Here is a 24889-nt window from a genome sequence, read left to right as displayed (position 1 = left end):
GGGACCCGGCACCTTGAACGGTTCGTTACGTACTGCTATGGCTGACGCCGGTGTCTCCGCACGCCAACTGGCGTTGCGCGTAGGAGTGACAGGCAAGACGGTCGAGCGCTGGCTGGCCGACGACGCGCTGATCCCGCACGCGAGGAACAGGGAAGACACCGCAGCCGCGTGGGGAGTTGAGGCAGAAATGTTGTGGCCCAAGGCCGTACGGAACAAGGCCGGGACCGGCACCGACGGCGAACTCGTACGGAGCTATCCGTACCGTTCCGCCTGTCCGTCGTCGGTCTGGGGAGAGCGGGTCGCGGCCGCCTCGGAGCACATCTTCCTGGCGGGTTACACGAACTACTTCCTGTGGCTGGAGCAGCCCGCGTTCGTGGAGACCCTGCGCCGGAAGGCCGACGAGGGGTGCCGCGTACGGTTCCTGCTCGGCGATCCGGAAGGGGAGGTCACGCGGGAGCGCGAGCGGATCGAGGACGTGGCCCTGTCGGTCTCCACGCGCATCCGGATCTCGCTGGAGCACCTGGCGAAGCTGTCCGGGACGCCGGGCGTCGAGGCGCGGTTCTCCGACGCCGCGGACGCCATGAACCACGTCTCGCTCTCCGTCTTCCGCTTCGACGCGGACGCGCTGGTCACCCCGCATCTTGCGCGGCTGGCCGGCCACGACTCCCCGCTGCTGCACTTCCGCCGCCGGGCCGACGGCGGCATGGTCGACCGCTTCGCCGAACACGCGGAGGAGCTGTGGGGGCGGGGGCGGGCGGTCTGACCTCGGCGGGTTCGGACAAGATGGATCGACTTCGCCCGGGCTTGTCTCTTTCCCCCGATATGCGGACGAGGGGGAAGAGAAGTATGGAAACCAACGCAGCGCATTTCGCGGTACCGGTACTTCGATAACCAGTTGGAGTGGTGCGATTCCCGCTCGTCTCGTTACGGGTGCTACGTGTGTATGGCGCGTAACTCACACGAAGTATTTTGAATCTAACGCTGGCCTCTACCTGCTGAAGACGTGACACGATAGCCTCATGCTGGACGGGGTGTGGAAGAGGCGGATTGATAAGCGTCGCGAGGCGGCTGATAAGGAAATCGAAAAACTTTCAGCGAGTGTCGCTCGACTTTCATTGGAGCGTGCGGTACCTATTCGTGTACGGCTTTCCTTGAGGGTTCACGAGCGATTTTACAGAAAAGCCTCACTGGTGGCACATTTGTATGGAATGCTTGTCGGGCTCTGGTTGCCGATCCCTTTGGCTGTCGCGCTCGATGAGAGGCCGGGGTCGCTGGGGGATGTCCTCGGGAAGCTGGTCGAGGCTGCGAAGGGTTCCCTGAATTATTCGGGGAATCCGAGTGATTCCATTTCGCGCTTGTTTCAGATTCTTGAAATTGGAATGCTGTATTTTGCGCTCACCGCCTTGTTTGTGGTGGGGCCGATTTTTCTGGGCCTCCGAGTTGGGTTGGGGTTCGCTGGATTTCGCGCCCCTGGCCGTAAAGTGCTCCTCACATGCCGTCGCTCCTCGCTGGTCTGTTACTGCTCGGACGTGGTGGTGGCCTGTGCGGGGGTGATGGGAAAGAGGGGAGTGCGGCGAATTGAAGCGCTCCAAAAAGTGGGTGCAGAACTGGGCTATGTGAGAGTTCGTTTGCGTTCGGTACATCGGTTCTGCGGGAAAGGGGCCTCTCGGTGTCGCAGGAAAGCGGGCGTGCGGTGTCACGTCATGCGTGTCGGAGCTTACTTGCGCCAGTTTGAAGATTCGGTCGAAACGATGACGGATGCAATCCGAGGTATGATTGGCAGTTGAATTCTCTTATGGTGGGCTGATTCGTGTCGTGACCTGCGGAGCTCAGTAGAGCTTCTTCCGTCTTGTGTGCGATATTTTTGCTCTGGGTGAAGCTTTTTGTGTCCAGCTTCGATAAGGCAGTGGCCTGGTTTCCTGTCCAGTAGCTTTAGCTGTGCTCGCTGCCCGGAAGTCTTCGATCTCGCAGTCGCGCCCTACCGGCCGGGTTCTTGTCCAGGTACTGCTGGTGTCGGATCGCTTGCGAAAGGCCGCCCTCGCAGTCGGGCTCACCTGGTCCAGGGCGAGGCTCCCGAGCTCACTCACGGTGGGGCATGTAATCGGAATCGAGCGTGAGCGAACGCGGGTCAGGCCACGTCCTGACAGGAACGTCGGAGACTGAGTACACCTCCAGGCAGGACAGATAGCCATCTGCGGCGAAGAGGAGTACTCCGGCTCCCTTCGCGGTGCCAGGGACGCGGAATGTTGCGGACGCGGCGACCGGGGCGTCTTCCTCGCGCAGTGCGGCCTGGGAGACGGCCGACCGATCCACGAGGAGATCGACAGTCGCGCACCCGCAGCCGCACTGCCGACTCACCACGGCGTGCGGCAGTTGGCGAAGCAGCTCCTCCCGGGCAGGGGTCCCTGGCGGGAGGAGTGCCTCAATGGTGGCCGCGACGTCACCGGGCAGCGAAGGCCGCTCAGATGCCATCGAAATTGGCCACCCCCACCGGGCACGAAACCCCCGTCCCCCCGATCCCGCAGTACCCCGCCGGGTTCTTGTCGAGGTACTGCTGGTGGTAGCCCTCGGCCGGGTAGAACGGGCGCTCCGCGGCGGGCAGGATCTCGGTGGTGATGGCGCCGTAGCCGCGGGTGCGCAGGACCTCGGCGTAGGCGTCGCGGGAGGCTTCGGCGGCCTGCTGCTGGGCGGCGGAGTGGGTGTAGACGGCGGAGCGGTACTGGGTGCCGACGTCGTTGCCCTGGCGGAAGCCCTGGGTCGGGTCGTGGGACTCCCAGAAGAGCTTCAGCAGGGCGGTGTACGGGACGACGGCGGGGTCGTAGACGACGCGGACGGCCTCGGTGTGACCGGTGTGGCCGCTGCACACCTCTTCGTACGTCGGGTTCGGGGTGTGGCCGCCCTGGTAGCCGACGAGGGTGGTGTGGACGCCCTCGGTCTGCCAGAACTTCCGCTCGGCGCCCCAGAAGCAGCCGAGGCCGAAGTCGGCGATCTCGGTGCCCTCCGGGTACGGGCCGAGCAGGGAGGTGCCGAGGACGGTGTGCCGCTCGGGGACGGTGAACTCCCGCTCGGGGCGGCCCTTGAGGGCTTCCTCGGGGGTCGGGAGGTGGTTCTTGAAGCGGGAGAAGAGCATCGTGATCAGGCTCCGGGGGACGACGGCGGTGGTGGCAGGCGACCGCCCGCCACGAGGACGGTGGCGTCAGCTGCAACGCCGGGAGAGGCGGGGGCATTCCGGCGACGGCCGGTCATGGGGCACGACCGGCTCCGGGCGGCGGCCGTCCACGGCGAGCCCGGCTCACGCCGTGCCGTCCGCGAGCCTTGCCGAAGCCTCGCCCGCAAGCCGCAAGCCCCTTTCCCCAAGGCACACCGGGCCGCGTACCCCTTACGCCTGCGGGGCCCGGCCCCAGCTGAGCCCGGCGGTTCGGTGCGAGGCCCGGACCGGGTGCACCGCGGCTCCCGCGCCCCTCACCCCTCCGGCGCTATGGACCCCGCGCCCGTGCCCCCGCTGCGTTCCCAGCCCGCCACGGCCAGGGCGCGGTAGGCGGCGTACTCGGCGGCGGGGTTGTGGCCGTACGACCACGGGACGGCGCCCACGTGGCCGTCGACCTCGCGGAGCTGGTCCAGGGCCTCACCGTAGCGTTCGGCGCGGACGAGGAACCAGATCAGCAGATGGCGGACGTGCGGTGCCATCGGGTGATCGGCCGGGGCCTCACGCAGCGCGTAGTGGGCGCCCTCGATCGCCCGCTCGATCACGGCGCTCCGATACAGGCCGCGCACCATGTTGGCCTCGGGGAGGTGCTCGTAGACGGCGAAGAGGGGCAGCGCGGGGAGGAGGCTGTCCGCCGGCGCCCCGGCGGCGGCGCGCTCGGCGAACGCCTCCGCCTCCTCGCGCGAGCCGTGCCACTTCTGCGACCAGTACGGGAGCGCCGCGAGGTGCGCGCCCATGTGGTGCGGCGCGCGGCGGGCGACCTTCTCCCACAGCTCGGCGTAGTCTGCGGGGCGCTCGTGCAGCCCCCGGGCGACGGCCAGCTCGATGACGTACGGAATCGGGCTGCCCGGGGCCAGCAGGGCCGCCTCGCCGCAGACCGTCCTGGCCTCCTCCAGAATCATCCGGAAGTCCTCCGAGCCCGGGTCCCGCAGCGCCTGGAGGACGAGGAACTGGGCGTGCGTCTGCGCGCCGCCGGCGTCCTTCGGGTCCTCCAGCCGCCAGCGTCGCAGCCACACCCCGCCGCCCAGCGGCGCGCCCGGCGCACCGCCCGGACCGTCCTGCTCCCGGGCCGGCTCGAAGGCGGCGGCGCCCGCCAGCGTCTGCACCCGCTGCCAGCGCCGCTCGCCGTCCTCGGGGGTGGCCCGCAGCAGCGCCGCCGCCGGCCGCCAGTCGTGGGTGCGCCGCAGTTCGGCGAGGACGTGCTCCAGCTCCTCGTCCGGGCCCGGCAGGCGGACGTCGAGGGAGTCGAGGGGGACGAAGCCGTAGCCCGCGACCGGATCGGTGACCTGTGGCGGGCCCTGCTGTCTGAACTGCTGCGCGGCCCGGCGGCGCCGCAGCCACGGCAGGAGGACGACACCGCCGAACGCGGCGGCGGCGAGGAGTACGAGCAGAGCGTCCATGTGGTGTGTCCCGGTCGGAGGCTGGGCGGGCGGAGCGGCAGCACGCGCGGGGTCCGTGCGTCCTTCTTTCTCCACTCCCCAGCGAACCAGAAAGTTCCGCGGATCCATCCGCCCGGTGGCGACTACCCTCGGTATCCATGAGCGAACAGCGCGAACCGCGCCACCAGCACTTCGAAACCCTCGCCATCCACGCAGGTCAGGAGCCCGACGCGGCGACCGGCGCGGTGGTGACGCCCATCTACCAGGTGTCCACCTACAAGCAGGACGGTGTCGGCGGACTCCGCGGCGGCTACGAGTACAGCCGCAGCGCCAACCCGACCCGTACCGCTCTGGAGGAGAACCTCGCCGCCCTCGACGGCGGTCGCCGCGGACTGGCCTTCGCCTCCGGTCTCGCCGCCGAGGACTGCCTGCTGCGGACGCTGCTGACCCCCGGCGACCACGTCGTCATCCCCGACGACGCCTACGGCGGCACCTTCCGGCTGTTCGCCAAGGTCGTGGAGCGCTGGGGCGTGGAATGGTCCGTCGCCGACACCTCCGACCCGGCGGCGGTACGCGCCGCGCTGCGCCCCCGTACGAAGGCGATCTGGGTGGAGACGCCCAGCAACCCGCTGCTCGGCATCACCGACATCGCGGCGCTCGCCACGATCGCCCGGGAGGCCGGCGCCCGGCTCGTCGTCGACAACACCTTCGCCAGCCCCTACCTCCAGCAGCCGCTGGCGCTCGGCGCGGACGTCGTCGTCTACTCCACGACGAAGTACATGGGCGGCCACTCCGACGTGGTCGGCGGCGCCCTCGTGGTGAACGACGACGCGCTCGGCGAGGAGCTTGCCTACCACCAGAACGCGATGGGCGCGGTGGCAGGACCGTTCGACGCGTGGCTGGTCATGCGCGGTATCAAGACCCTCGCCGTCCGGATGGACCGGCACAGTGCCAACGCCGCCCGGGTGGCGGAGCTGCTGACCGCGCACCCCAAGGTGACGCAGGTCTACTACCCGGGGCTGCCGCAGCACCCGGGGCACGAGGTCGCCGCCAAGCAGATGCGGTCCTTCGGCGGCATGGTGTCGTTCCGCGTCGCCGGCGGCGAGCAGGCGGCCGTCGACGTGTGCGACCGCACGAAGCTCTTCACCCTCGGGGAGTCGCTGGGCGGCGTCGAGTCGCTGATCGAGCACCCGGGCCGGATGACGCACGCCTCGACGGCCGGCTCGGCGCTGGAGGTCCCCGCCGACCTCGTCCGGCTCTCCGTCGGCATCGAATCGGTCGACGACCTGCTCGCCGACCTCACCCAGGCACTGGGCTGAGCCCGTGACGCGGCCCCTCGGGGCCGTACGGGCTCCGGGGCGCGCCGTCCTCCGGCGCGCCCCGGGGGCGGGCCCCTCAGAGGGTCAGGAGACCGCGCCCGTCGGCGGCATCGTCGCGGTGACGGCGGCGAGGGAGACGTTGAAACGGGTCAACAGGGTGGAGAAGACGGCCCGTTCCTCCTCCGTCCACTCCTCGGTGACCAGCGCCATCAGCGCGCGGCGCGAGGCGCGCACCTCATCGAGGCGGGCACGGCCCCGCTCGGACAGCTGAAGGACGACCGCCCGGCCGTCCTCGGGGTGCGTGGCCCGGCTGACCAGCCCCGCCTCGACGAGCGGCGCGACCTGCCGGGTCACGGTCGAGGAGTCGATCCCCATCCCGGCGGCGAGCGCCTTGACGCCCATCGGACCTTCCTGGTCCAAGCGGTTGAGCAGCAGATACGCGGCGCGGTCCATGGAGTTGCGCGCCTGGCCGACCCCGCCGAGGCGGCTCTGCTCGGCACGGCGGGCGAACACCGCCACTTGGTGCTGCAACGCGTCCAGAACGGCGGGACCGGCGGGGGTCGACATGTCCGAAGAGGTGGGCATGGTCGGGAGCTCGCTTCATGGGGGGCTGAGGGACCGGTGGACAAGGTTACGCGGAAGTGACCGGCCCCTGTCCGCGGAAAGCCGGGACCGGCCCGGACCACCCCCACCCGCCAGGGGCGCACGGGACGCCGCGCACGCCCCCGACGTACGCCCTGATGCCGGGCCTGACACCGTGGCCGGGAGCGCCCTGACACCTCCACGGCACCCGCCGAACGCGCGGCCCGCCCCGCCGCCGTTCCGTCCGCCCGCACCTCAGGGTGCCCGCCCCGCACCTGCCCTGACGTGCGAAGACGTCGGCTCCGGCGGATCCGCCGCGCGGCCGGTGCGCTCGCTTCGTCGCCCTGTCCTGTCCGTACCTTGGCCGGAAAAGGCCCGGCGGTCGCCGGACTGCCAGACTGACGGCATGCACGACCACACGCCCCCTCCGCACCCCGCGTCCCCCGCAGACGAGGCGGGCGGGCTCACCGTCGAGGACATCCGCGAGGCCCACAAACTGCTCTCCGGAGTGGCCCGTACCACCGCCCTGGAGGGCAGCCGGTACCTCTCCGGGCTGGTCGGCGCCCCCGTCCACCTCAAGTGCGAGAACCTCCAGCGCACCGGCTCCTTCAAGATCCGCGGCGCGTACGTCCGGATCGCCGGGCTGACGGCGGCGGAGCGGGCGGCCGGGGTTGTCGCGGCGAGCGCCGGGAACCACGCCCAGGGCGTCGCGCTCGCCGCCTCACTGCTCGGGGTGCGGTCGACGGTGTTCATGCCGGTCGGCGCCCCGCTGCCGAAGGTCGCCGCGACCCGCGACTACGGCGCCGAGGTCCGGCTGCACGGCCAGGTGGTGGACGAGACGCTGGCCGCCGCCCAGGAGTACGCGCACCGCACCGGCGCGGTCTTCATCCACCCCTTCGACCACCGGGACATCATCGCGGGCCAGGGCACCGTGGGGCTGGAGATCCTGGAGCAGTGCCCCGAGGTGCGCACCGTCGTGGTCGGCGTCGGCGGCGGCGGTCTGGCGGCCGGGGTCGCCGTCGCGGTCAGGGCGCTTCGGCCGGACGTCAAGGTCATCGGCGTGCAGGCGGCGGGCGCCGCCTGCTACCCGCCGTCGCTGGCGGCCGGCCGGCCGGTGGCGGTCGGGGGGCTCTCCACGATGGCCGACGGCATCAAGGTCGGGCGCCCCGGTGACGTCCCGTTCCGCCTCGTCGAGAAGCTGGTCGACGAGGTCCGTACGGTCTCCGAGGACGCGCTGGCCGGGGCGCTGCTGCTCTGCCTGGAGCGGGCGAAGCTGGTGGTGGAGCCCGCCGGGGCCAGCCCGGTGGCCGCACTGCTGGCGGAGCCCGGGGCGTTCGAGGGGCCGGTCGTCGCGGTGCTGTCCGGCGGCAACGTCGACCCGCTGCTGATGCAGCGCATCCTGCGCCACGGCATGGCCGCCGCCGGCCGCTACCTCTCCCTGCGGCTGCGCCTGACCGACCGCCCCGGGGCGCTCGCCACCCTGCTCGGCGTTCTCTCCGAGGCCGACGCCAACGTCCTCGACGTCGGCCACGTCCGCACCGGCCCCCGCCTGGGCCTGACCGAGGTCGAGGTGGAACTGCAACTGGAGACCTCGGGCCCCGAACACTGCGCCGAACTCACCACGGCACTGCGCGAGGCGGGGTACACGGTGTCGGAGGCGGAGTGAGAGGGCAAAAACGGCCGCGGATCCGGCGCGGGCGGTAGGCGGGCCGGGCGCCGGGCCCGCGCCCTGTCCTGGCCCCGGCATGCGAAAGCGGTCCGGAGCCGCCGGCTCCGGACCGCTTCTCGTATGTCGGGGGACGCCTCGTGGAGACGTCCGGTCTCAGCCCGAGTACGGCTTTGCGTCGAGGATCTTCACGCTGGCCTTCTTGCCGTTCGGAAGCTCGTACTCCGCGTCGGCGCCGACCTTCTTGCCGTTCACGCCCTCGCCCAGCGGGGACTGCGGGGAGTAGGTCTCGATGTCCGAGCTGGCGTACTCGCGCGAGGCGAGCAGGAACTCCAGAGTGTCGTCCGGGTCTCCGTCGAACGCGATGGTGACGACCATGCCGGGCGCGACGACTCCGGTGGCGGCGGGGGCCTCGCCGACCTTCGCGGTCTGCAGCAGCTGGGTGAGCTGGCGCACGCGAAGCTCCTGCTTGCCCTGCTCCTCCTTGGCCGCGTGGTACCCGGCGTTCTCCTTCAGGTCACCTTCCTCGCGGGCCGCCGCGATCTTCTCGGTGATCTCGGCGCGTGCGGGACCAGACAGGTACTCCAGCTCGGCCTTGAGCTGGTCATACGCCTCCTGGGTCAGCCAGGTGACGCTTTCGCTGGTCTGGGTCACAGGTGCTCCTCGTCGGTACTGGGGATAAATCAAACGCCCTACCAGGGAAGGATTGCGCCTTCACGGGTGGGCGAAACCACGACCCTAACAATTCCGGCACAAAACGGGGAAGGGGAAATCCTCAGGCAACTCTCATCTGCGCCGAAACCCCTGGTCAGCAGGGGTGGCCGCGCGCCGGGCGGGTGATACCCCGGGCATGCCGACCCGCTCGCGGACCCCCGCCCGGCCCCGTACGGGCCGCGGCCGCCCCGCGGTCCGCGTCAGCGGCCGTCCGGGGACGAGCAGCCGACCAGCTCCGCGGTGGTCGCCCGGCCGGTGGTCCGTACCGTCACCACCGTGTCGATCTGCTTCCCGCGCCGGTCGACGGTGACGTCCTTGCGGCCCACCTCGGCCTTGTCCGCGGAGACCGACCGCAGGGTGCAGACGCCCTTGGCGTCCTCGTCCTTGACGACTTCGAGATGGACCTTGACGGCGCTGTCCGACACCGTCTCCCAGGTGATCACGCGGCCGCTGAGCTTCTCCCCGCCGATGTACGAGATCCCGCACCAGGCGACGACGCCGAGCAGCGCCACCCCGAGGACCCCGCCGGTGATCTTGAGCCCGCGGTCCCCCTTGCCGGCGGAGGACCGTCCGTAGCGGCCTTCGGGAAGCCCGTCGCGTACCGCCGTCATGCGCTGTCCTCCTGCTACCGGGGCCGGGGATGTCCGGCCCCGCGGGTTCCCGTCCGGGGAATACACGGCCCCCTCGCTTCGGTCACTATAGGAGGCATCTTCTCCAGCCTTTCACTGAGGATCGAGTCTTGACTGAGCAGCTGCGTTTGATGGCGGTCCACGCCCACCCCGACGACGAGTCGAGCAAGGGTGCGGCCACCATGGCCAAGTACGTGTCCGAGGGGGTGGACGTGCTGGTCGCCACCTGCACAGGCGGTGAGCGCGGCTCCATCCTCAACCCCAAGCTCCAGGGCGACCCGTACATCGAGGAGCACATCCACGAGGTCCGCAAGAAGGAGATGGACGAGGCCCGGGAGATCCTCGGCGTCAAGCAGGAGTGGCTCGGCTTCGTCGACTCCGGTCTGCCCGAGGGTGACCCGCTGCCGCCGCTGCCCGACGGCTGCTTCGCCCTCCAGGACGTCGACGCGGCGGCCGAGCCCCTGGTGAAGCTGATCCGTTCGTTCAAGCCGCAGGTCATCACGACGTACGACGAGAACGGCGGGTACCCGCACCCCGACCACATCATGACCCACAAGATCACGATGGTGGCCTTCGAGGCGGCCGGCGACCCGGAGCGGTACCCCGACGCGGGTGAGCCCTGGCAGCCGCAGAAGCTCTACTACAACCAGGGCTTCAACAAGCCGCGCACCATCGCGCTGCACGAGGCGCTGCTGGCCCGCGGCCTGGAGTCGCCCTACGGCGAGTGGCTGGAGCGCTGGAAGCAGTTCGAGCAGCGCGAACGCACGCTGACCACGTACGTTCCCTGCGCCGACTTCTTCGAGGTCCGCGACAAGGCGCTGATCGCCCACGCCACGCAGATCGACCCCGACGGCGGCTGGTTCCGCGTCCCGATGGACATCCAGCAGGAGGTCTGGCCGACGGAGGAGTACGAGCTGGCGAAGTCGCTCGTGGACACTTCCCTCCCCGAGGACGACCTCTTCGCGGGCATCCGCAACAATTGACCCCATGATGAGCGCGACCAGCACCCTAGCCCTGACGCACTTCGTCACCCTTGCCGACTCGTTCGACAAGGACAAGGTGACCCCCGGCATCCTCGGCTTCATCGTCTTCGCGGTCATCGGCGGCGCCGTGTGGCTGCTGATGAAGTCGATGAACCGCCACATGCGGAACGTCGATTTCGAGGAGAAGGGGGAGGCGCCCGCGGGCGCCGCGGCCACCGCTTCCTCCGGTACCGCCGCCGGGAAGGGACCGAAGACCGACTGAACCCGGGCCGGGCCGGGCGCCCGGCCCGGCTCCGCGGCGCTCGTCCCGGTCCGGGGCCCCTCGTTCCGCGTACGAAGGCCCCGGGACCGCACAGTGGCGGGCCGGTCCGGCGGGTGGCCCGTGCCCGCGGGGGAGCACCGCCGGTCAGCTCCGTCCCGGTATGGGCGCGGTGAGCACCATGCCTCACGGCCTGGGGCCGCCGTCGGCGACCTCCTCCGGAATCATCCGTGCCCGCGCCCCCGGACGCCGGCGGCAAGCTCGCTGTCTTCGCGGCCGAGGTTCAGGGCCGCAGGGGCGGACTCCGACCGAACCGCGGGCCGGCGCGGTCTTCTCCCGGCCGACGGGTGACCTCGGCGGTGTTTCCGCAGGGGCAAAAACCACTGTCCTCGCCTCGATCGGTCCTGTTCGCGCGCGGTTCTGCGGCGACGGGTCCTCGCTCCGGCCTTGCCGGCTGCATAACGGGACCACGGGCCCGGCGGGAAGAGCCGTGTCCGCGCACCCGATCCCCCACGGCCGACTTACCTGTTGGCAAGTTTGTTCTTGACGCTCCATGGGTGGGGTCCTATCGTTCAAACGATCAAACCTACCTGTTGGCAAGTAAGTCGGTGGGCGCTCCCGTCCTGTGGCAAGGAGGCGAAGGCTGTGGACCACGTGCGGTCGGAGGAAGGGCTCGCGTCGGAGGAGTCGCCTCCGCAACTGCGGGGCGGCCGGTTATACCTGGTCTTGAGCGCGGCCGTGATCGCCATGCTGCTGGGCTCCCTGGACGGCACGATCCTCGGTACGGCCATGCCCCGGATCGTCGGTGAACTGGGCGACGTCGACCGCCTTTCCTGGGTGGTCACGGCCTACATGCTCGCCATCGCCATCTCGACACCGGTGTGGGGAAAGGTCAGCGACATGTGGGGGCGCAAGGGCGCCTTCATGGCCTCCGTCGCTGTCTTCCTGCTCGGTTCGGTACTGTCCGGGCTGTCGCAGAGCGTGATGGAGCTGGTCGCCTTCCGGGTACTCCAGGGACTGGGCGGCGGCGGTCTGATGGTCGGCGCCATGGCGGTCATCGGGACTGTCGTCCCGCTGCGTCAACAGGGCCGGTATCAGGGCGTGATCTCCGCCGTGATGGGTCTGGCCATGATCAGTGGGCCGCTCTTCGGCGGCATCATCACCGACCGTCTCGGCTGGCGCTGGTGCTTCTACGTGAACGTCCCGCTGGGCATCGCCGGGATGCTGATGATGTCCGTCCTGCGCCTGCCCCGGCAGCGCTCCCGTGCCCGGATCGACTACGGCGGTGTGCTGCTGCTGACCGTCACGATCATGGCCGCTGTCCTGGTGACCACGTGGGGCGGACGGGACTACAGCTGGGGTTCGCCGACGGTGCTCACGCTGATCGGCGTGGCGGTGTTCGGTGTGGTGGCCCTCCTGTACGTGGAGCGGCGGGTGGCCGAACCAATGCTGCCCCTGGGGTTGTTCACCAGCCGGAACTTCTCCCTGGTCACCGTGATCGGTTTCCTCCTGGGGTGCGTGATGACCAGCGGCATCACGTTCCTGCCAATCTTCCAGCAGGTCGTCCAGGGGGCCTCGGCCACCAACTCCGGGCTGTTGCTGCTGCCCATGTTCGGCTCGATGGTGATCGTGAGCGCGTTCATGGGACGGGTGATCACCAACACGGGCAGGTACAAGGCGTTCATCGTCTCGGGTGGCGTGTTGCTCGCCGCCGCCACCCTGCTGCTCAGCCGCATGACCATCGGGACCGCCCCCGCGCTCTCCGCGGCCTTCATGGCCGTACTCGGCGCGGGCGTCGGGCTGTTGACGCAGACGACGATCCTCGTCTCGCTGCAGAGCGCCGACGTCCGCAACATCGGTGTGGCCTCTTCCACGGCGACCCTCGCCCGGACCCTCGGCAGTTCCGTCGGCGTCGCCGTCAGCGGCACGATGTTCGCGAGCGGTGTGGCGCGAGTGCCCGGCGGTGACTCCGCTGCTCGGCCGGACCCGGCTGTTCTGCAGAAACTTCCCGAAGCGGCCCGTACGGCGTACGAACACGGGGTCGTCGACGGGACGGGGCGGGTGTTCCTCCTCGCCGGTGTGCTCTCCCTCGTCGCGGTGGTGGCCGCGCTTCTGGTGCGGGAGGTCCCGCTGCGCGGACCGAACGATCCGGCGCCCGAGCCCGCCGGCGGTCCGGGCGCCGAGGGGCTGGACGCCACTTCGGGCGACCAGGCAGGCGGCGGGGGCGTGGGGCCCCGCGACGCGGCGGGCGCCGCGCGGTCGGACGCGTCCGCTCCCGACTGATCGACCGCGTACGCCTGTTGCCGGCTGCGGCCGGCGGTGGCCCGTTTACATCGGTGGTGTTGACCGTGTGAGTTGGGTGACGATGCTCTGTGCCGGGAATCGCCCTGCGCACCGGCAATGGCTCCGCCCCTCCCGTGGGCCGGGTGCCCCGCCGGTACGCGGGGCGTCCGGGACGGGCGTTGAGCAGCGGAGAGTGAGGGTTGCGTGGCACAGCAAGTCAGAGGGCTGAAGACCAGTCGCCTGATCGTCGAGACGGCGGCACAGGTCTTCTGCGAGCGGGGATACGAAGGGACGAGCACCACCGAAATCCTGTCCCGGTGCCATGTGACCAGAGGCGCGCTGTACTTCCACTTCGCCTCCAAGCAGGACCTCGCCCTCACGGTGCTGACGGAGGGGAGCGACGTCCTGCTGCCGTTGCGGCGTCGGCCGGCGCTGCAGAGTCTGATCGACTTCAGCCTGGAGTACGCGTACCGGCTGCAGACGGACGTGGTGACGCGCGCCTCCGTACGTCTGCGGACGGAACTGGAGTACCAGAGCGCGGCGCTGCCCGAGGGGAGCGATGTGCGTGAGGTCATCCTGGGGCTGCTGCGCGAGGCGGCGGAAGCGGGCGAGATCGTGCCCAGCGCCGACCCCGGTGAGGTCGCAGATGTGCTGGTGGGGTTGACCGCGCCCGTGAGCCTGTTCCAGGTGGGCCAGGAGTCCGGTCTGACCCGTCGCACGGCCACGCTCTGGAGGTACCTGCTGCCCGCCGTGGCGGTCCCCGGGCTGCTGATGTCCCTGCAACTCGTCCTGGACCAGGCCGAACGCCGGTTGCGGGAACGGCTCGCGGGGGCGCCCGCCGGGGGGCGGGGCGAAGAGGCGGCCGACCCTGCTGCCGACGAACTGCAGGAGGCCCGCCCCGGCCGGGCGCGGTCCACGACACTCATGGGCTGACGAGGCGTCAGCGGTCAGGTTCCGCGTACCCGTCCCCCGTCACGCCTGTCGCCGCCCGTCTCGGGAGTCACCCGTGTCGCCGGGGCGGCCTGCCGCAGAGGCATCCGCGGAGACATACAGAGTCGCTTGTTAACCGGCGGCTCCGTCGCTTGCGCGGCGCGGTCCTGGGGGAGAGGTGACCTCGCGGCCGACCCGGTCCGCCGCGAGCAGCACCGGACTCGCCGTATGAGGTGAATCCCGGTGCCGCAATTCGGCGGCACCGCGCCATTGAGATGGCATCACACCACTGTAGTGGCGCTTGCGCAACGCTAACGACGCATCAGAAAGTGCCGGTCCGGCCTCTTGTATGTACCCACGATCTTCCTTGACAAATAGACAAGTCTGCTTGTTATGTTGATCAGCGGGTTGAGGGGCACGCGAGCTCATGTGGCGCGGGCCGCACGGCCTGATGGTTAAGCGGGTGAAATGTGACACGCGGGGATCTGGCGTGAGTGGGGACGGGGCGATGTCGGAATTGTGTCGGTCCTTCTCCCCTGCTGTTCTCCCGCGGGGTTCTATCCGCTATCTCCATGCGCTCCGACGCTCTTCTTACTGTTGACGCGCGAACAGAGCACCAAGAAACCGGGGGTTAGATGCGGGTATTAGTGGCGGAACCTGATGGTGAATCCGCGAAATCACTCCGTCAGCACATGCGACGCCACGGATATGAGGCGGAGACAGCCGATACGGGTGCCAACGCTCTGGATTCCTACCAGGAATTCGATCTCCTGGTTCTCGATCTTGAGCTTCCCGACGTCGATGGCCTGGAGGTCTGCCGTGCCATACGCGCGACGAGTGACATACCCATCATAGCCTTCACCACCCACGGCACCGAACTCGACCGGGTGCTGTGCCTTCAGGCGGGCTGCGACGACTGCCTCGTCAAGCCGTTCGGATTCCGTGAACTCGTCGCCCGGATCGAGGCGATCATGCGGCGTATCCGGCCGGGGGCCATGTGCAGCCGGCGGCTCTCCCACGGTCCGCTCCACATCGACCGGGACCGTCGCGAGGTTCATCTGCACGACACCCAGGTCAAGGTGACGCGCAAGGAGTTCGATCTTCTTCAGTTCCTGGCCGCGCAGCCGACGACCGTGTTCTCCCGGGAGCAGTTGATGACCGAGGTCTGGGGAGCGTCACTTCCCGGCGGGGCCATGGGGTCCAATATCGCACGCACTATCGATACGCACGTCGGAACCCTGCGCAACAAGCTCGGTTCCAGTGAATGGATCATCACCGTGCGCGGAGTCGGATTCCGGTTCGGCGGCGTGCAGCAGAACTGACGGCGATCCCGGATTGACGCTGGTGGGGCAGCGGTGATGTGACTTTCACCGCTGCCCTTTCCCCTGCCGGTGCCGTCGCTTTCCGATTCCTTCGTCGGGGAAGTTCAGCTCCGGTGGCCGTCGCTCAGCGTTCCGTACGGGGGTCCTTCCGGTGGCGGAGAGTGCGCCGGACGTCCGCCTCGGCGTAGTATGTCCGGCCGTCCTTCCGGTGCCGTTCCCACGTGTGCTGACTGGCCAGTCGGTAGACACTGCCCGACGGGATGTCCCAGAGCCGTGAGACGGCCTGCGGGCTGAGCCAGCGCGGTGGGCGGCTCCCTCCGTGCGCCGACTGCCCGGGGTGGCCGGGCCGTTTCATGCGTTCGCGCAGGTGGAGCCATTGGTGCTCCTCCCAGCGGTGCTCGGGATCCGCGTCGCAGCGGATACCGCGTTCCTCGGGGCGGCCGGTGTCCACCGTCGTGCCGAGCGTGCCGGGACAGCCCGGTTCGACGCAGCTGCCGACCGGCACCCGGCGCGGCTGGGCGGGGGAGGCGACCCGGCGCGCGGCCCGCTCCAGCCTGCCCAGCTCGTACGAGAGGTCGGCGGCGGCCGGGTGGCGGCAGAGCCAGTCCAGGTGGTGCTCCAGGAATATCGCCAGTGCCGGCACGGTCCGCCGCGGGGCGGCCAGCTTCCGCTCCCCGGCGACCAGGCCCGCCCAGCTCGCCAGCCCCCTCAGTACCGCGGCCCGTGCCTCGACCGCCCGGCCGTTGAGCCGCATTCCGGGGAGCGGGCCGCCGGTGGTCTTCTCCTGCGGGGTACGGGAACCGGTCAGCAGTAGGCCGCACTCCTCGTACAGCGCCGGGAAGTTCCGCAGGGCGGAGCGCAGTCCGGTCCGGCAGTGCGGGCACAGCCGGTATCCGTTCGCCACCCGGCGCGCGGCACGTTCGGCGGAGTGCGTCTCCCCGCACGCCGCCCCCGCGCACACGCCGGTCGTCGCGGCCGTACAGGTTGTTTCCGTGGTCATCCACCGATTCCCCTCGTCGACTTCTTCTTCAGCTAATGCGAGCCGCCGAGCCGAAGGCAAGAAGTCCGCGGAATCTTTACGGTCACCGTGCGATCTCCTCGCGCATTCCAAGTTTCTGCAAGCTGACGTCTTGAGGTGTGTGAAGGCCCGCCCTTGGCGTGCTGCCGGGCTGTGGCCCCCATCACAAATTGTCAGTCAGTTGACGTTTCGCTGGCGCTCCACTGTCGATCCTGCCGGTCTCCTGGACATTTGTTGTGCGGATTTTGGAGGACCGGTATTGATCTCTGTAGGTGGTAGCGAAGAAGCTGTTCACTAACTTCCGATGCACTGTCTCCGCCGGTCCGGTCCGGTTTCCGCAGCACTTTTTTTCCTGCTTTCGCGCTGCCGTTACGTGCATGTCGGACCCAGCTGAGTGCTTTTTCCGAGAGACAGACGCCACCTTCTTTGCGCGGCACGTCCCGATGTCGTCCTTCCTTGACGTGCGTGGGTGAGCGTGTCAGGTGAACCGCGTTCTCGGTGGAATCAGTTCGGACACGTTCAGGGAGAGATATATGGATGCATCTGTCATTGTCGTGGGCGCTGGTCCGGCCGGGCTGATGCTCGCCGGGGAACTCCGTCTCGCGGGTACCGACGTCATCGTTCTGGAGCGGCTGCCCGCGCCCACCGGTGAATCGCGGGGACTGGGTTTCACCGCCCGCACGATGGAGGTTTTCGACCAGCGTGGTCTGCTGCCCAGGTTCGGTGAGATCGAGACCAGCGCCCAGGGCCACTTCGGCGGCCAGCCCGTGGACTTCTCGGTTCTCGACGGCGCGCACTACGGGGTGAAGGCCGTACCGCAGTCGCGGACCGAGGCGATCCTGGAGGAGTGGGCGACCGGGCTCGGCACGGACCTCCGGCGAGGCCATGAGGCCATGTCGTTCACCGATGACGGTGAGGGCGTGGACGTCGAGGTGGCCGGCCCGGAGGGCACGTACACCCTGCGGGCACGGTTCCTGGTCGGTTGCGACGGCGGGCGCAGCGCCGTCCGCAAGTCCGGGGGCTTCGACTTCCCGGGTACCTCGGCGACCCGTGAGATGTTCCTGGCGGACGTACGCGGTTGCGAGATTGAGCCCCGGCCGATCGGGGAGACGGTCTCCCGCGGCATGGTGATGTCCGCGCCGCTCGGCGACGGGGTGGACCGCATCATCGTGTGCGAGCAGGGCGCCCCGCCGCGCCGGCGCACCGAGCCGCCCGCCTACGAAGAGGTGGCGGCGGCCTGGCAACGGCTGACCGGACAGGACATCTCGCACGGTGAGCCGGTATGGGTCAGTGCGTTCGGCGACCCGGCCCGGCAGGTCACCGAGTACCGCCGGGGCCGGGTGCTGCTGGCCGGCGACTCGGCGCACGTGCACCTTCCGGCCGGCGGTCAGGGCATGAACGCCAGCATCCAGGACTCGGTGAACCTGGGGTGGAAGCTCGCGGCCGTGGTCGCGGGGCGGGCCCCGTCGAGCCTGCTCGACACCTACCACTCCGAACGGCACCCGGTCGGCCGCCGGCTCCTGATGAACACCAGCGCGCAGGGCAAGCTCTTCCTGAGCGGCGACGAGATGCAGCCGGTGCGGGACGTGCTCGCCGAGCTGATCCGCCACGACGTCGTCAGCCGCCACCTGGCGGGGATGGTCTCGGGGCTGGAGATCCGCTACGACGTGGGCGAGGGCGACCACCCGCTCCTGGGTATGCGCATGCCGCACCTGGAACTGGTCGTCGACGGCGCTCGAACGAGCGGCACTGAACTGCTGCACCCCGCCCGTGGCGTGCTGCTGGACCTGGCCGGGGACCCCGCGCTGCGCGCGAGCGCCGAGGGCTGGTCGGACCGGTTGACCATCGTGGCGGCCACCCCGCGCGAGGCCCCCGGCCAGGACCGGTTGGCGGGCGCCACGGCGGTGCTCGTCCGGCCCGACGGATACGTCGCCTGGCTCACGCCGGGGAGCACGGATCCGCTCGCCGCGTCCCTGGAGCGCTGGTTCGGTCCCGCGCGTGAACTCCCGAAGCAGAAAGGCTAATCATGCACAGCACGCTGATCGTGGCGCGGATGGAGCCTGGTGCGAGCCAGGACGTCAGCCGTCTCTTCGCCTCCTTCGACGGCACCGAGATGCCACACCTGATGGGGACCCGCCGTCGGCAGCTGTTCTCGTACCGCGGCCTGTACTTCCACCTCCAGGACTTCGACTCCGACAACGGTGGTGAGCGCATCGAGGAGGCGAAGAGCGACCCGCGGTTCGTCCGGATCAGCGAGGACCTCAAGCCGTTCATCGAGGCGTACGACCCGGCTACCTGGCGCTCACCGGCCGACGCGATGGCGACCCGCTTCTACCACTGGCAGGCGGGCCGGTGACCGGGCGACGGGTCGCTGTCACCGGCATCGGGGTGCTGGCCCCGGGGGCCCTCGGGGTCAAGGACTTCTGGAGCCTGCTGAGCGAGGGCCGCACCGCCACCCGGGGCATCACGCTCTTCGACCCCGCCCCCTTCCGCTCGCGCGTGGCGGCCGAGATCGACTTCGATCCCGCCGCGCACGGTCTCGGCCCCCAGGACGTCCGGCGCATGGACCGCGCCGCCCAGTTCGCCGTGGTCGCGGCCCGCCAGGCGCTTCAGGACAGCGGACTGCACGACGGGGCGCTGGACCCGTACCGCACGGGAGTGACCATCGGCAGTGCCGTCGGCGCGACGATGAGCCTGGACGAGGAGTACCGCGTCGTCAGCGACGGCGGGCGCCTCGAACTGGTGGACCACACCTACGCGCCCCGGCATCTGTACGGCGCCTTCGTGCCCAGTTCGTTCGCCGCCGAGGTGGCCTGGGCGGTCGGCGCCGAGGGACCGGCCTCGGTGGTGTCGACCGGCTGCACCTCCGGCCTGGATTCCGTCGGGTACGCCTGCGAGCTGATCAGGGAGGGCTCCGCCGACGTCATGATCGCCGGTGCGACGGAAGCCCCGATCTCGCCGATCACGGTGGCCTGCTTCGACGCGATCAAGGCCACCACCCCGCGCAACGACGAGGCCGCCCACGCCTCCCGCCCGTTCGACGCCACACGCAACGGCTTCGTCCTGGGTGAGGGGGCCGCGGTGTTCGTCCTGGAGGAGCTGGAGAGTGCGCGCCGGCGCGGGGCCGAGATCCACGCCGAGATCGCCGGCTACGGCACCCGCTGCAACGCCTTCCACATGACCGGACTGCGGCCGGACGGCGCGGAGATGGCCGAGGCGATCCGGAGCGCGCTCGACGAGGCGCGGATGGCCGCCGAGGACATCGACTACGTCAACGCGCACGGGTCGGGCACCAAGCAGAACGACCTGCACGAGACCGCCGCCGTCAAGCGGAGCCTGGGCGAGCACGCTCACCGGACCCCGGTCAGCTCCATCAAGTCGATGATCGGCCACTCCCTGGGGGCCATCGGCTCGATCGAGATCGCCGCCTCCGTACTGGCGATGAAGCACGACGTCGTACCGCCCACAGCCAACCTGCACACCCCCGACCCGCAGTGCGACCTGGACTACGTACCGCTGGTCGCCCGCGACTGGCGGACCGACACGGTGCTCACCGTGGGCAGCGGATTCGGGGGGTTCCAGAGCGCCATGGTGCTCACCGGCCCCGAGAGGAGGACGGCATGACGGCGCCCGTCGTGGTGACCGGCATCGGCGTCACGGCACCCAACGGACTGGGCACAGGACCGTACTGGGAGGCCACCCGGACCGGCCGCAGCGGCATCGGCCGCATCAGCCGGTTCGACCCGAGCCCCTACCCGTCCCGGCTCGCCGGCGAGGTCGTGGGGTTCCGTGCCGAGGAGCACCTGCCGAACCGACTGCTGCCGCAGACCGACCGCATGACACGCCTGGCGCTGGTGGCCGCGGACTGGGCGCTGGCCGACGCCGGCATCAAGCCCGCCGACCTGCCCGCGTTCGACATGGGGGTGGTCACCGCCAGTGCGTCCGGCGGCTTCGAGTTCGGACAGAACGAACTGCGGGCGCTGTGGAGCAAGGGCGGGCAGTATGTGAGCGCGTATCAGTCCTTCGCCTGGTTCTACGCCGTCAACTCCGGCCAGATCTCGATCCGCAACGGGATGAAGGGCCCCAGCGGTGTGCTGGTCAGCGACCAGGCGGGCGGCCTGGACGCCATCGCCCAGGCGCGCCGGCAGATCCGCCGGGGAACCCGCCTGATCGTCTCGGGCGGCGTGGACGCCTCGATCTGCTCCTGGGGCTGGGTCGCCCAGCTGACCGGCGAACGGATCAGCACCGGCGAGGACCCCGACCGCGCCTACCTTCCCTTCGACCGCGAGGCGCGCGGCCATGTGCCCGGTGAGGGCGGCGCCCTGCACATCCTGGAGGACGGCGGGTCCGCACGGGAGCGCGGGGCGCGGATCTACGGAGAGATAGCGGGCTACGGCTCCACCTTCGACCCCGCCCCCGGCAGCGGACGCCCGCCCGGCCTGCGCAGAGCCGTCGAACTCGCCCTGGAAGACGCCGGGATGACGCCCGACGAGGTGGACGTCGTCTTCGCCGACGCCGCCGCCGTACCGGAGCTGGACCGCATCGAAGCTGAAGCGGTCCGGAGCGTCTTCGGCCGCCGGGGCGTACCGGTCACCGCACCCAAGACGATGACCGGCCGGCTGTACTCCGGCGGAGCCCCGCTCGACCTGGCCGCGGCCCTGCTGGCCATCCGCGACGGCCTGATCCCCCCGACGTCCAACGTCACACCGGACCCCGCCCACCAGATCGACCTGGTGACCCGGGCGCGTCCCGCGAGCGTGCGGGCCGCCCTGGTGGTGGCACGTGGCCACGGCGGATTCAACTCCGCCCTGATCGTGCGCGCGCCCCGGACGGGCGGCGCCTGACACAGCTGACCGAACCTGACAGGAGCGACATCGTGAACGAGATCTTCACCCTCGACGACCTGCGCCGGATCCTGCACGAGGGAGCGGGCACCGCCGAGGGGACCGACCTCGACGGCGACATCCTCGACGCCGGCTTCGAGGAGCTGGGATACGAGTCCCTGGCCCTGCTGGAGACCGCCGGCCGCATCGAGCGGGAATACGGCATCGCGCTCGACGACACGACCATGGCCGACGCCAGGACCCCGCGGGATCTGCTGGAGGCCGTCAACACCTGCCTGCGGGCGTCCGCAGCCTGACCCGGCGGCGCCGTGCGGGGGCCGCAGTCCGCCTCCGGCCCCCGCACGGCTCCGCCCCCCTCGTCCACCTCTGCATGGGAGAGACATGTCGAATCACGAGCGCCGGGTCGCCCTCGTCACGGGCGGCACCAGCGGCATCGGCCTGGCCGTCATCCGGCTGCTGGCCGCCCGGCAGCACCGCGTCTACTTCTGCGCCCGCAGCGCCGAGAACGTGGCCGCCACCGTCAAGGAACTGCGCGCCGAGGGCCTGGAAGTGGACGGCACCGCCTGCGACGTCCGTTCCCCCGACGACGTGCAGCGGTTCGTCCAGGCCGCCGTGGACCGCTACGGCACCGTCGACATCCTGGTCAACAACGCGGGCCGCAGCGGCGGCGGCCCCACGGCGGACATCACGGACGAGCTGTGGCTCGACGTCATCGACACCAACCTCCACAGCGTTTTCCGGATGACCCGCGCGGTGCTGACCACCGGCGGAATGCGCGACAAGGCCGCCGGACGGATCATCAACATCGCCTCCACGGCCGGCAAACAGGGCGTCGTACTCGGCGCCCCTTACTCCGCGTCCAAGCACGGAGTGGTCGGCTTCACCAAGGCGCTGGGCAACGAGCTGGCGCCCACCGGCATCACCGTCAACGCGGTCTGTCCGGGCTACGTCGAGACACCGATGGCGCAGCGCGTACGGCAGGGCTACGCCGCCGCCTACGACACCGACGAGGCACAGATCCTCCAGAAGTTCCAGGCCAAGATCCCGCTCGGCCGCTACTCCACCCCGGAAGAGGTCGCCGGTCTCGTGGGCTATCTGGTCACCGACACGGCCGCCTCGATCACCGCCCAGGCCCTCAACGTCTGCGGCGGCCTGGGCAACTTCTGACCCGGCCGGGCCCACCGACCGGAACACCGCCGCCGCACGGAGCAGCCAAGAAGGAGACCGCACATGCCGCAGACCGCTGCGCGCGAAGTGGAGCACGACATCACGATCTCGGCTCCGGCCGCCGACATCTACCGGCTGCTCGCCGAGGTCGGGAACTGGCCGCAGATCTTCCCGCCCACCCTCCACGTCGAACAGCTGGAGAGCAACGGGAACCAGGAGCGCATCCGGATCTGGGCCACCGCCGGCGACGAGGCCAAGAGCTGGACCTCGCGCCGCACGCTCGACCCCGTGGCCCGGCGCATCGACTTCCGCCAGGAGGTGTCCGCCCCTCCGGTGGCGTCCATGGGCGGGGCGTGGATCATCGAGGAGCTCACCCCGGAGCGGTCCCGGGTGCGGCTCCTGCACGACTACCGGGCCGTGGACGACGACCCCGAGGGCCTGGCATGGATCGACCGCGCGGTCGACCGCAACTCGCGCTCGGAACTGGCGGCGCTGCGCGTCAACATCGAGCAGGTGCACGCCCGCCGGGAGCTGACCTTCTCGTTCGAGGACAGCGTGCGCGTCGACGGCCGTGCCGAGGACGTCTACGCGTTCATCGACGAGGCCCAGCTCTGGGCCGAGCGGCTGCCGCACGTGGCGTCCGTACGCCTGGAGGAGAGCAGCCCCGGGCTCCAGAGCCTGGAGATGGACACCCGCGCCAAGGACGGCTCCACGCACACGACCAAGTCGTACCGGGTCTGCCTCCCGCACCACAAGATCGCCTACAAGCAGACCACCCTGCCCGCGCTGATGACCCTGCACACCGGCCGCTGGACGTTCCGCGAGGAGGCCGGCACCGTCATCGCCACCTCGCAGCACACGGTGACCGTCAACGCCGGCAACATCTGTGCCGTCCTCGGGCCGGATGCCGGAGTCGCGCAGGCGCGGGAGTACCTGCGCGGGGCGCTGGGCGCCAACAGCCGGGCCACCCTCGGCCACGCCAAGGACCACGCCGAACGGCGTCGCCGGCCATGACGGCACCGGCCATCGACACCGACGTCGTCGTGGTGGGCGCGGGCCCCGTCGGGCTGATGCTCGCCGGCGAGCTGCGGCTCGGCGGGGCAGGCGTCACCGTGCTGGAACAACTGGCCGCGCCGGCCACGGAGTCCCGGGCGTCCACGCTCCACGCCCGCACCATGGAGATACTCCAGCAGCGGGGCCTGGCAACGGAGTTGGGCGACCCGCCGAACGCCGCCACCGGCCACTTCGGAGGCATCCCGCTGGATCTCACCCTGCCCGGCCCCTACCCGGGGCAGTGGAAGGTGCCCCAGGTCCGGACCGAGGAACTCCTCGCCGGATGGGCCACCCGGCTCGGCGCCGAGCTGCGCCGTGGACACCGGGTGGTGGGCCTCACCGACCACGGTGACCACGTCGAGGTGGAGGTGGAGGTGGAGGTGACGCGGCGACCGGCGGGCCGCGGTGGCCCCGCGGCGCGCCGCCTGCGCGCGCGGTACGTCGTCGGGTGCGACGGCGAGGAGAGCGCCGTCCGGCTGCTGGCGGGCTTCCCGTTCCCCGGGGAGGACGCGACCAAGGAACTGCTGCGGGCCGACATCGTCGGAATCGACATCCCCGACCGCCGTTTCGAACGGCACCCCCGCGGCCTGGCCATCGCCTCCCGCGGCCCCACGGGCATCACCCGGGTCATGGCTCACGGCTACGGCACCCCCGCCCGGCCCCGCACCGAGGCTCCCTCCTTCGCGGAGGTGACCCGCCTGTGGGCGGGCATCACCGGCGAGGACATCTCCGGCGGCACCCCGGTGTGGCTGAACGCCTTCGGCAACGCGCGCCGGCAGGTATCCCGGTACCGCCTGGGCCGCGTTCTGCTGGCCGGGGACGCCGCCCACCGGCAGATGCCCGTGGGCGGCCAGGCGCTCAACCTGGGCCTCCAGGACGCCGTCAACCTCGGCTGGAAGCTCGCCGCACACCTGCGCGGCACCGGACCGCTCGACAGCTACCACACCGAGCGCCACCCGGTGGGGCGGCGGGTACTGGGCAACATCGCCGCCCAGGCGCTGCTGCTCATGGGCGGCCAGGACGTCGAGGGGCTGCGGGAGGTCTTCCGCCGGCTGATCGGACTGCCGCCTGCGCGCGCCCACCTGGCGGGCATGATCAGCGGACTGGACGTCCGCTACGACATGACGGGCGACGGCGAGGGCGGACACCCGTTGCTGGGCGCCCGGTTGCCGGCGTACCGACTGCGCACGGCGGCCGGGCCGGCCGGCACCCTCGGGTTGCTGCGGTCCGGCCGGGGCGTCCTGCTGGATCTCGGCAAGGACCCCGCGCTCGCCGCCGCCGCACGGCGGTGGGCGGGCGGCCGCGTGACCCACGTCCGGGCCGAGGCCGAACCCGGCTGCCGGGCACCGGAGTTCGGCGCGGCACTGATCCGCCCCGACGGCCACCTCGCCTGGATCGACGGCACACCGGCCGGCCTGGAAGCGGCCCTGCGCCGCTGGTTCGGCACACCGGAGCCGGGCACCGGCACACCGGCACCACGGCACCGGTGACCCCGGGCACCGGCACCACGACACCGGGCCTGAACCGGCCCGCCCC

General features: G+C 70.5%; 23 protein-coding genes. 17 read left to right on the top strand and 6 right to left on the bottom strand.

Annotated elements, in window-relative coordinates:
* Positions 1–37: 37 nt before the first annotated feature.
* Positions 38–763: an XRE family transcriptional regulator gene (locus ACZ4M8_RS08610; RefSeq protein WP_467604577.1), complete on the top strand. Its 726-nt coding sequence runs from the start codon at positions 38–40 to the stop codon at positions 761–763.
* Positions 764–1019: 256 nt separating this feature from the next.
* A complete protein-coding gene (locus ACZ4M8_RS08605) occupies positions 1020–1787 on the top strand; it encodes a hypothetical protein (RefSeq protein ID WP_467604575.1) in 768 nt (255 codons plus the stop codon).
* 674 nt (positions 1788–2461) lie between these two features.
* Here the strand turns inward: ACZ4M8_RS08605 and msrA are convergent.
* Entirely contained in the window at positions 2462–3130 is a 669-nt protein-coding gene (gene msrA, locus ACZ4M8_RS08600) for a peptide-methionine (S)-S-oxide reductase MsrA (protein ID WP_467604573.1), read from the bottom strand.
* Positions 3131–3462: 332 nt separating this feature from the next.
* The gene (locus tag ACZ4M8_RS08595) at positions 3463–4605 is read right to left on the bottom strand and encodes a hypothetical protein (RefSeq protein WP_467604570.1); all 1143 of its coding nucleotides are present in this window, start codon (positions 4603–4605) and stop codon (positions 3463–3465) included.
* A gap of 137 nt (positions 4606–4742) precedes the next feature.
* Between ACZ4M8_RS08595 and ACZ4M8_RS08590 the strand changes: the two genes are divergently transcribed.
* The gene (locus ACZ4M8_RS08590; RefSeq protein WP_467604567.1) at positions 4743–5903 is read left to right on the top strand and encodes a cystathionine gamma-synthase; all 1161 of its coding nucleotides are present in this window, start codon (positions 4743–4745) and stop codon (positions 5901–5903) included.
* Positions 5904–5987: 84 nt separating this feature from the next.
* Here the strand turns inward: ACZ4M8_RS08590 and ACZ4M8_RS08585 are convergent, their stop codons facing one another.
* Positions 5988–6488, bottom strand: a complete 501-nt coding sequence (locus ACZ4M8_RS08585) for a MarR family winged helix-turn-helix transcriptional regulator (protein WP_467604565.1) — start codon at positions 6486–6488, stop codon at positions 5988–5990.
* Between the two features lie 403 nt (positions 6489–6891).
* On the opposite strand from ACZ4M8_RS08585, the gene ilvA reads away from it, so the two are divergent.
* Entirely contained in the window at positions 6892–8151 is a 1260-nt protein-coding gene (gene ilvA, locus ACZ4M8_RS08580; RefSeq protein ID WP_467604562.1) for a threonine ammonia-lyase, read from the top strand.
* Between the two features lie 156 nt (positions 8152–8307).
* On the opposite strand, the gene greA is transcribed toward ilvA, so the two are convergent.
* Both greA and ACZ4M8_RS08570 read right to left on the bottom strand, forming a co-directional pair.
* Positions 8308–8805, bottom strand: a complete 498-nt coding sequence (gene greA / locus ACZ4M8_RS08575; protein ID WP_345089889.1) for a transcription elongation factor GreA — start codon at positions 8803–8805, stop codon at positions 8308–8310.
* Positions 8806–9065: 260 nt separating this feature from the next.
* Entirely contained in the window at positions 9066–9476 is a 411-nt protein-coding gene (locus ACZ4M8_RS08570) for a DUF4307 domain-containing protein (protein WP_467604559.1), read from the bottom strand.
* A gap of 128 nt (positions 9477–9604) precedes the next feature.
* Here ACZ4M8_RS08570 and mca point away from each other — a divergent pair, with 128 nt between their 5' ends.
* The 5 genes from mca to ACZ4M8_RS08545 all read left to right on the top strand — a co-directional run bounded on the left by mca (position 9605) and on the right by ACZ4M8_RS08545 (position 15271).
* A complete protein-coding gene (mca, locus tag ACZ4M8_RS08565; protein WP_467604556.1) occupies positions 9605–10477 on the top strand; it encodes a mycothiol conjugate amidase Mca in 873 nt (290 codons plus the stop codon).
* 4 nt (positions 10478–10481) lie between these two features.
* Entirely contained in the window at positions 10482–10739 is a 258-nt protein-coding gene (locus ACZ4M8_RS08560) for an RAMP4 family protein (RefSeq protein WP_467604553.1), read from the top strand.
* A gap of 642 nt (positions 10740–11381) precedes the next feature.
* Positions 11382–13019 carry an MDR family MFS transporter gene (locus ACZ4M8_RS08555; RefSeq protein ID WP_467604550.1) on the top strand — a complete coding sequence of 546 codons (1638 nt, stop codon included), beginning with the start codon at positions 11382–11384 and terminating at the stop codon, positions 13017–13019.
* Positions 13020–13223: 204 nt separating this feature from the next.
* Positions 13224–13952, top strand: a complete 729-nt coding sequence (locus ACZ4M8_RS08550; RefSeq protein WP_467604548.1) for a ScbR family autoregulator-binding transcription factor — start codon at positions 13224–13226, stop codon at positions 13950–13952.
* A 632-nt stretch (positions 13953–14584) separates the two neighbouring features.
* Complete coding sequence (locus ACZ4M8_RS08545; RefSeq protein ID WP_467604545.1) at positions 14585–15271, top strand: response regulator transcription factor; 687 nt, start codon at positions 14585–14587, stop codon at positions 15269–15271.
* Between the two features lie 124 nt (positions 15272–15395).
* Here ACZ4M8_RS08545 and ACZ4M8_RS08540 read toward each other — a convergent pair whose 3' ends face one another.
* Positions 15396–16271, bottom strand: a complete 876-nt coding sequence (locus ACZ4M8_RS08540; RefSeq protein ID WP_467604542.1) for a hypothetical protein — start codon at positions 16269–16271, stop codon at positions 15396–15398.
* A gap of 551 nt (positions 16272–16822) precedes the next feature.
* Between ACZ4M8_RS08540 and ACZ4M8_RS08535 the strand changes: the two genes are divergently transcribed.
* From ACZ4M8_RS08535 to ACZ4M8_RS08500, 8 genes are all read left to right on the top strand, one after another.
* A complete protein-coding gene (locus ACZ4M8_RS08535; protein ID WP_467604539.1) occupies positions 16823–18313 on the top strand; it encodes an FAD-dependent monooxygenase in 1491 nt (496 codons plus the stop codon).
* A 2-nt stretch (positions 18314–18315) separates the two neighbouring features.
* Positions 18316–18645 carry a TcmI family type II polyketide cyclase gene (locus ACZ4M8_RS08530; protein WP_467604536.1) on the top strand — a complete coding sequence of 110 codons (330 nt, stop codon included), beginning with the start codon at positions 18316–18318 and terminating at the stop codon, positions 18643–18645.
* Positions 18642–19913 (top strand): beta-ketoacyl-[acyl-carrier-protein] synthase family protein, encoded by a 1272-nt coding sequence (locus ACZ4M8_RS08525; protein WP_467604534.1) that lies wholly within the window; start codon positions 18642–18644, stop codon positions 19911–19913. The genes ACZ4M8_RS08530 and ACZ4M8_RS08525 overlap by 4 nt, the downstream gene beginning before the upstream one ends.
* The gene (locus ACZ4M8_RS08520) at positions 19910–21133 is read left to right on the top strand and encodes a ketosynthase chain-length factor (RefSeq protein ID WP_467604532.1); all 1224 of its coding nucleotides are present in this window, start codon (positions 19910–19912) and stop codon (positions 21131–21133) included. Before ACZ4M8_RS08525 ends, ACZ4M8_RS08520 begins: the two co-directional genes overlap by 4 nt.
* A gap of 29 nt (positions 21134–21162) precedes the next feature.
* Positions 21163–21429, top strand: coding sequence for an acyl carrier protein (locus tag ACZ4M8_RS08515; RefSeq protein ID WP_467605310.1), 267 nt, complete (start codon positions 21163–21165; stop codon positions 21427–21429).
* A gap of 85 nt (positions 21430–21514) precedes the next feature.
* Positions 21515–22300: a 3-oxoacyl-ACP reductase FabG gene (fabG, locus tag ACZ4M8_RS08510; RefSeq protein ID WP_467604530.1), complete on the top strand. Its 786-nt coding sequence runs from the start codon at positions 21515–21517 to the stop codon at positions 22298–22300.
* Between the two features lie 63 nt (positions 22301–22363).
* Positions 22364–23314 carry an aromatase/cyclase gene (locus ACZ4M8_RS08505; RefSeq protein ID WP_467604527.1) on the top strand — a complete coding sequence of 317 codons (951 nt, stop codon included), beginning with the start codon at positions 22364–22366 and terminating at the stop codon, positions 23312–23314.
* Positions 23311–24843 carry an FAD-dependent monooxygenase gene (locus ACZ4M8_RS08500; protein WP_467604525.1) on the top strand — a complete coding sequence of 511 codons (1533 nt, stop codon included), beginning with the start codon at positions 23311–23313 and terminating at the stop codon, positions 24841–24843. Before ACZ4M8_RS08505 ends, ACZ4M8_RS08500 begins: the two co-directional genes overlap by 4 nt.
* The last annotated feature ends 46 nt before the right edge of the window (positions 24844–24889 follow it).

It is taken from the genome of Streptomyces sp. NPDC027185 (assembly GCF_055567035.1).
The sequence above is the reverse complement of the archived record's forward strand: the minus strand, read 5'-3'. Positions and strand labels throughout refer to the sequence as shown.